The following is a 6,302-nucleotide window of genomic DNA, read 5'->3' as shown; positions in this document are numbered from 1 at the left end:
CGACGCTCTTCCGATCTGCACGCCGAGACCGGCGACGGCGCCCGCGCCGCGCAGGAGCCGCCGTCGGCTCGGGGGACCGGCGCCCGCCGGTCCTCCTCGTGCCTCGCGCGCCGCTCCCGCCGCGGCGGTGGCCTGCCGCTGTCGTCGCTGCATGCCGTCAGCGTACCGACGGGCCGCCGCAGCGCCGCATGCACGTCCGCAGCGTCACTCCCCGCCGCGCCGGGACCGCGGCGACCAGTAGCATGGCCCCGCGCGGCCCATCGCCGGCTCGCGCCCCCTCGCATCCCGAAAGGCCGCCCCATGCTCCGTCTGTCCACGCTGTTCGTCCGCACCCTGCGGGAGGACCCGTCCGACGCCGAGGTCGCCAGCCACAGGCTGCTGGTGCGCGCGGGCTACATCCGCCGCTCCGCCGCCGGGGTGTACACGTGGCTGCCGCTGGGCCTGAAGGTGCTGCGGAAGGTCGAGCAGATCGTGCGCGAGGAGCAGGACGCGATCGGCGGCCAGGAGGTGCTCTTCTCCGCGCTCCAGCCGCGCGAGCCCTATGAGGCGACCGGCCGCTGGGAGGAGTACGGGCCCACGCTGTTCCGGCTCCAGGACCGTCGCGAGGACGACTACCTCCTCGCCCCCACGCACGAGGAGATGTTCACCCTGACGGTGAAGGACCTGTACTCCTCGTACAAGGACCTCCCGGCGATGCTGTACCAGATCCAGACCAAGTTCCGCGATGAGGCGCGTCCCCGCGCGGGCCTGCTGCGCACCCGTGAGTTCATCATGAAGGACGCCTACTCCTTCGACGTGGACGATGCCGGGCTCGACGCCTCCTACGAGAAGCAGCGCCTGGCCTACCAGCGCACCTTCGAGCGCCTCGGCCTGCCCACCGTGATCTGCCAGGCCGACGCCGGCGCGATGGGCGGCTCCCGCTCCGAGGAGTTCCTCCACCCCACGGAGGTCGGCGAGGACACCTTCGTCGTCTCCGACGGCGGCTACGCCGCGAACGTCGAGGCCGTCACCACCCTGCCCCCGGAGGCACTGGACGAGGCCGCCATCGCGGCCCTGCCCGCGATGCACCTGGAGGACACCCCCGGCGCGAGCACCATCGCGAAGCTCGCCGACCTCTCCGACGAGGCCTTTCCCGGAAAGGGCCGCGTCGCCGAGGACGGGCAGTGGACCCGCTACGAGATGCTCAAGCACCTCGTCTACCTCCTCACCCACCCCGACGGCACCACCGAGCCTCTGGTCATCGCGCTGCCCGGTGACCGCGAGGTCGACCCCAAGCGCCTCGAGGCCGCCGTCGCCCCCGCGATCGCGACCGCCTTCACCGACGAGGACTTCGCCGCGCATCCCGTGCTGAAGAAGGGCTTTATCGGCCCCGAGGGCCTGGGCCTGGAGGCGCCGTCCGGGATCCGCTATCTCGTGGACCCCCGCGTCGTGCCCGGCACCTCCTGGGTCGCCGGCGCCGGCGAGAAGGACAAGCACGCCTACGACCTCGTCTACGGCCGCGACTTCACCGCCGACGGCACCATCGAGGCTGCCGAGGTGCGCGACGGCGACCCGGCACCCGACGGCTCGGGCCCGCTGCGCCTGACCCGCGGCATGGAGATGGGGCACATCTTCCAGCTCGGCCGGAAGTACGCCGAGGCGCTGGGGCTGAAGGTCCTCGACGAGAACGGCAAGTCCGTGGTCGTGACCATGGGCTCCTACGGCATCGGCGTCACCCGCGCGGTCGCCGCGATCGCCGAGCTGAACCACGACGAGAAGGGCCTGGTCTGGCCGCGGCAGCTCGCTCCGGCCGACGTGCACATCGTCGCCACCGGCAAGGACCCGGCCGTCTTCGAGGAGGCCGAGCGGGTCGCCGCGGAGCTCGAGGCGCGCGGCCTCGAGGTCCTCTACGACGACCGGCCGAAGGTCTCCCCGGGCGTGAAGTTCAAGGACGCCGAGCTGCTGGGCGTGCCCACCTCCGTGGTGATCGGGCGGGGCCTGGCCGAGGGCACCGTCGAGGTGCGCGACCGGGCCAGCGGCACGATCCGCGAGGTCTCCCCGGCGGAGGTCGTCGAAGCCGTCCTCGCCGAGGTGCGCGGGGCCTGACCGCGTCCGTCCGCGGCGGCGCTCAGCCGTCCGCGGGCGGCGGGTCCTCGGCGACCAGGCCCGGCAGCGGGTCCATCCGGTCGACCCGTCTGGCCAGCAGCTCCGCCTCGGCCAGGGCCGCCGCGATGGACAGCGGCCGCCGCTCGAAGGGCGCAGCGCCCGTGAGCGCGAGATGGTCCAGCAGGAGCCCCTGGGAGAGCGTCGTCGGGAGCGTGCCGGCGGTGGCCTCGTCGAGCTGACCGCCGGGCAGCGCGTAGACCGCCTGGCGCACCACCATGGGCGCGCCGTCCTCCTCGGCGACGGCGGCGAGCTGGTCGGCACGGGTGCGGTGCAGCTCGGTCCGCGCCAGGTGCGCCTCCCGCTCCTCGCCCTCCGAGCGCGCGGCGAGCACCTCGTGGACGTAGCCCGCGTACCACTCCTCCTGCTGGGCCCGCTCGATCGCGCTGCGGTAGTCCTCCTCCGCCCCGATCGAGGGCGGATCCGTGGCGGGCACGTCGCGGCGCGGCACGAGGTCCTCGGCCGACGGGGACGCGGGCACCTCTCCCGTCCCCGACGAGGTGCGCAGGCGCAGCGCGATCCAGGCCGAGTGCGCGGCGAGCGCGGAGGTCGCACGTGCGAGGGAGCCGGAGACCTGGCGGGAGGCGTCGGACGCGAGGTCCCGCAGCTCGACCAGGACGGCGAGCAGCGCGGGGAGGTCGTCGGGGACGTCCGTCGGGTCGGGCGCCGTGGTCGCCTCCGGATCGGGGTCCTCGGACGCCTCGACCTCCCGCTCCTGCTCCGCCCCCGTGAGCAGGGCGCGACGCTGCACGGGCATCGCCGCGACGAGCACGGTGAGGTCCGCGGCCAGTGCCGGGTCCCCGCCGCTCGAGGTGCTCGTGAGCGCCTCGGCCCCCGCGATCGCCCGCTCGAGCAGGGCCAGCAGGTCCCGGCGGTAGAGGTCGTCGATGCCCGGCGGGGGAGGGGTGTACTCCTCGGGGCCGCCCAGGGCGATCCGTCCGCAGCCGCCGAGCGTCCCCGCGCCGAGCGCTCCCGCCGCGAGGGCGAGGACGGAGGCGCGCAGCAGGCGCCGCCGGCCGAGCAGGGGCGGGGGATAGGAGGGGCGGAGGGAGTCGGGCACGGGAGGATTCTCGCATCCGCGCGCCCCGGGACAGCGCGGACGCCGCGCGGACACTATCCTGGTGCCGACGCTCCGGGGCACGTCCCGGGCCGCGAAGTCACCCATATGAGCAGGAGGCGATCAGTCCATGAGCGCACTCGAGGACCACACCGACCTGCGGGTGGCCGCCGCCGCCGTGCTGGACGCCCACGGGCTCGTGCTCGAGGAGGTCGAGCTGGGGCGCGAGGGCGGGATGCCGCGCCTGCGCCTGGTCGTGGACCTGCCCGAGGACGAGCTCGGCAGCGCCGACCTCGACACCGTCGCCGAGGCGTCCCGCGAGCTCTCGGCCCGGATCGACGCCGACGACGCTTTGCTGGGGCCGGAGCCGGTGCTGCTGGAGCTCACCACCCCCGGCGTCGAGCGCGCCCTCACCGCGCCCCGCCACTTCCGCCGCAGCCGCGGCCGTCTCCTCGCCCTGCGGACCGCCGCCGGGACCGAGCACCGTGCCCGGCTGCTCGCCGTCGACGGCGAGACCCTGCACCTGCGCCAGGAGCCCGGCCGGGACGACCGCGGCCGGCCCCGGAAGCTCCCCGCCGGCACCGCCGAGCACCTCGCGCTGCGGATCGACGAGCTCGACGCGGCACGGGTCGAGGTCGAGTTCGACCCGCCGGACGACCTCGAGCAGCTGCTGGCCGACGCCGCCGCCGACCTCCCCGGGGGCGGCCCCGCCGACCCGGACACCACGACCGCCGAGACCACCGCGGGCACCACCGCGACGAAGGAGAGCTGAGATGGACATCGACATGGGTGCCCTGCGGGCCCTCGAGCGCGAGCGCGAGATCAGCCTGCCTGTGCTGCTGGACGCGATCCGCTCGGCGCTGCACGCCGCCTACCTGCACACGGACCATCCGGTCCGCGACTCCGAGGTGCTGATCGACGAGCACACCGGCGAGGTCGCCGTCATCGCCCGTGAGCGCGACGCCGACGGCGTGGTCCTCGAGGAGTGGGACGACACCCCGGAGAACTTCGGCCGCGTCGCCGCGAGCACCGCGCGCCAGGTCATCTTCCAGCGCATCCGCGACCTCGAGGACGACGCGGTGCTGGGCACCTACGCCGACCGCGAGGACGACATCGTCTCGGGCATCATCCAGCAGGGCCGGGACCCGCGCATGGTGATGGTCGACCTCGGCGAGGTCGAGGCCGTCCTGCCCCCGCACGAGCGGGTGCCGGGGGAGGACTACTCGCACGGCCGACGGCTGCGCGCCTACGTCACCGAGGCCCGCCGCGGCCCGAAGGGCCCGCAGATCATGCTCTCCCGCTCGCACCCGAACTTCGTGCGCCGGCTGTTCGCGCTCGAGGTGCCCGAGGTCGCAGACGGCACCGTCGAGATCGCGGGGCTCGCCCGCGAGGCCGGCCACCGCACCAAGATGGCGGTGCGCGCCACGGTCCCGGGCGTGAACGCGAAGGGTGCCTGCATCGGCCCGATGGGCGCGCGCGTCCGCTCGGTGATGAACGAGCTCGGCGGCGAGAAGATCGACATCGTCGACTTCGACGAGGACCCCGCGGCGTACGTCGCCGGCGCCCTCTCCCCGTCGAAGGTCTCCTCCGTCACCGTGATCGACGAGGTGGGCCGGGCCGTGCGCGCCGTGGTCCCCGAGAACCAGCTCTCCCTGGCGATCGGCAAGGACGGGCAGAACGCCCGCCTGGCCGCGAAGCTCACGGGCTGGAAGATCGACATCCGCCCCGAGGGCGGGGGCGAGGTGCCGGCCGAGGGCTGAGCTCGGTGCGGCCCGGCGTCCGACGCCGAGCCCCGGGGTCCGAGCCCCAGGCCCGAGCCACGGGCTCCAGGCACCGGGCCCGCGGTCCAGGCCCAGGGGTCCGCGCCGCGGGGCCCGCGGGACGCCGAGGTGTGTCGCACGCCTCCCCGCTGCGGCCCGGGGCGCACCCGTCCGCTACACTGGGGAGGCTGTTCGCCCAGTGGAGACCGCGATCGACCCCCGTCGACCGCCCTCCCGTCCGGGCGGAGGCGCTCGGAACGGAGGAGGTCGCGTCATCGCACGCTCCACCGCACACCGCCCCGAGCGCACATGCGTCGGCTGCCGTCAGGCGGCTCCGCGCGAGCAGCTGGTGCGACTGGTCCGGGAGCCCGCTCCCGACGGCGTCGTCCCACGCGTCCGCGTCGATCCCACGGGATCGGCGCCCGGCCGCGGGGCATGGCTCCACCCCGACGCATCATGTCTCGACCTCGCCCTGCGGCGAGGCGGCCCGGCCCGGTCCTTCCGCGGCAGGGTCGACACCGGGCTCCTCGCCCGGGACCTCGAGGCCTTCGAACCCACCCGTACGTGGAACAGGTAGAAGCACCCATGGACATCCGATGAGTACTCACTCATGAGCACCCTCAGGAACTAATGGTCCGAGCCCTCTTGTCGGCCGGACCGAGACAGGAGAAAAGTGGCTAAGGTCCGCGTCCACGAGCTCGCCAAGGAGCTCGGACAGCCCAGCAAGGTCGTCCTGCAGAAGCTGCAGGACATGGGCGAGTTCGTCCGTTCCGCCTCCTCGACCATCGAGGCACCCGTCGCCCGTCGTCTGCGCCAGGAGTTCCCGGCGGCCGACGGCGCCCCCAAGAAGACCTCCGGCGCCCCCACGCCGGGCTCCGCACCGAAGCCCGGTGCGAAGCCCTCCGCGAAGAAGCCCGCCGCCGAGGCCCCCGCCGCGCAGGAGCCCGGCCCCCAGAACGCGCCGCAGAAGCCCGGCCCCGCCGCCCCGACGCCGAAGGCCGCGGCTCCGGCCGAGCCCGCGGCGGAGAAGCCTGCCGCGGAGAAGCCCGCGTCGGAGGCTCCGCGCCCGTCCGCCAAGCCCGGCGCCGAGAAGCCGTCCGCGCCCAAGCCCGGGAACGAGCGCCCCGCGCCGCGCCCCGGTGCCGCGCGCCCCGGCAACAACCCCTTCGCCAGCTCGCAGGGCATGCCCCGTCCCGGCCGCAAGCCCGGCCAGGGCGGCGGTCAGGGCGGCCCGCGTCCGGGCGGTCCCCGTCCCGGCAACAACCCCTTCGCCACCTCGCAGGGCATGCCCCGTCCGGGCCAGCGTCCGCCGCGTCCCGGCCAGGGCGCCGGCGCCGGTGCCG

Annotated in this window: 6 protein-coding genes; 5 read left to right on the top strand and 1 reads right to left on the bottom strand. The window is 75.0% G+C overall.

What is annotated here, in order from left to right:
* Window positions 1–300: 300 nt before the first annotated feature.
* Complete coding sequence (locus tag L3K22_RS16475; RefSeq protein WP_263312350.1) at window positions 301–2,085, top strand: proline--tRNA ligase; 1,785 nt, start codon at window positions 301–303, stop codon at window positions 2,083–2,085.
* A 22-nt stretch (window positions 2,086–2,107) separates the two neighbouring features.
* Here L3K22_RS16475 and L3K22_RS16470 read toward each other — a convergent pair whose 3' ends face one another.
* The gene (locus L3K22_RS16470; RefSeq protein WP_263312349.1) at window positions 2,108–3,202 is read right to left on the bottom strand and encodes a DUF4439 domain-containing protein; all 1,095 of its coding nucleotides are present in this window, start codon (window positions 3,200–3,202) and stop codon (window positions 2,108–2,110) included.
* A 127-nt stretch (window positions 3,203–3,329) separates the two neighbouring features.
* Between L3K22_RS16470 and rimP the strand changes: the two genes are divergently transcribed.
* The 4 genes from rimP to L3K22_RS16450 all read left to right on the top strand — a co-directional run.
* Window positions 3,330–3,971 carry a ribosome maturation factor RimP gene (gene rimP / locus L3K22_RS16465; RefSeq protein ID WP_263312348.1) on the top strand — a complete coding sequence of 214 codons (642 nt, stop codon included), beginning with the start codon at window positions 3,330–3,332 and terminating at the stop codon, window positions 3,969–3,971.
* 1 nt (window position 3,972) lies between these two features.
* Entirely contained in the window at window positions 3,973–4,959 is a 987-nt protein-coding gene (gene nusA / locus L3K22_RS16460; RefSeq protein WP_263312347.1) for a transcription termination factor NusA, read from the top strand.
* A gap of 199 nt (window positions 4,960–5,158) precedes the next feature.
* A complete protein-coding gene (locus tag L3K22_RS16455) occupies window positions 5,159–5,536 on the top strand; it encodes a YlxR family protein (protein ID WP_255351700.1) in 378 nt (125 codons plus the stop codon).
* Window positions 5,537–5,632: 96 nt separating this feature from the next.
* Window positions 5,633–6,302, top strand: a 670-nt coding sequence (locus tag L3K22_RS16450) for a translation initiation factor IF-2 N-terminal domain-containing protein (protein ID WP_263312346.1), incomplete at its 3' end; no start/stop codon positions are given.

It is taken from the genome of Brachybacterium atlanticum, assembly GCF_025669985.1.
In the GTDB taxonomy this organism is placed as follows: Bacteria; Actinomycetota; Actinomycetes; order Actinomycetales; family Dermabacteraceae; genus Brachybacterium; species Brachybacterium conglomeratum.
Note: the sequence above shows the minus strand (reverse complement) of the source record. Positions and strands in the feature narration are given on the sequence as shown.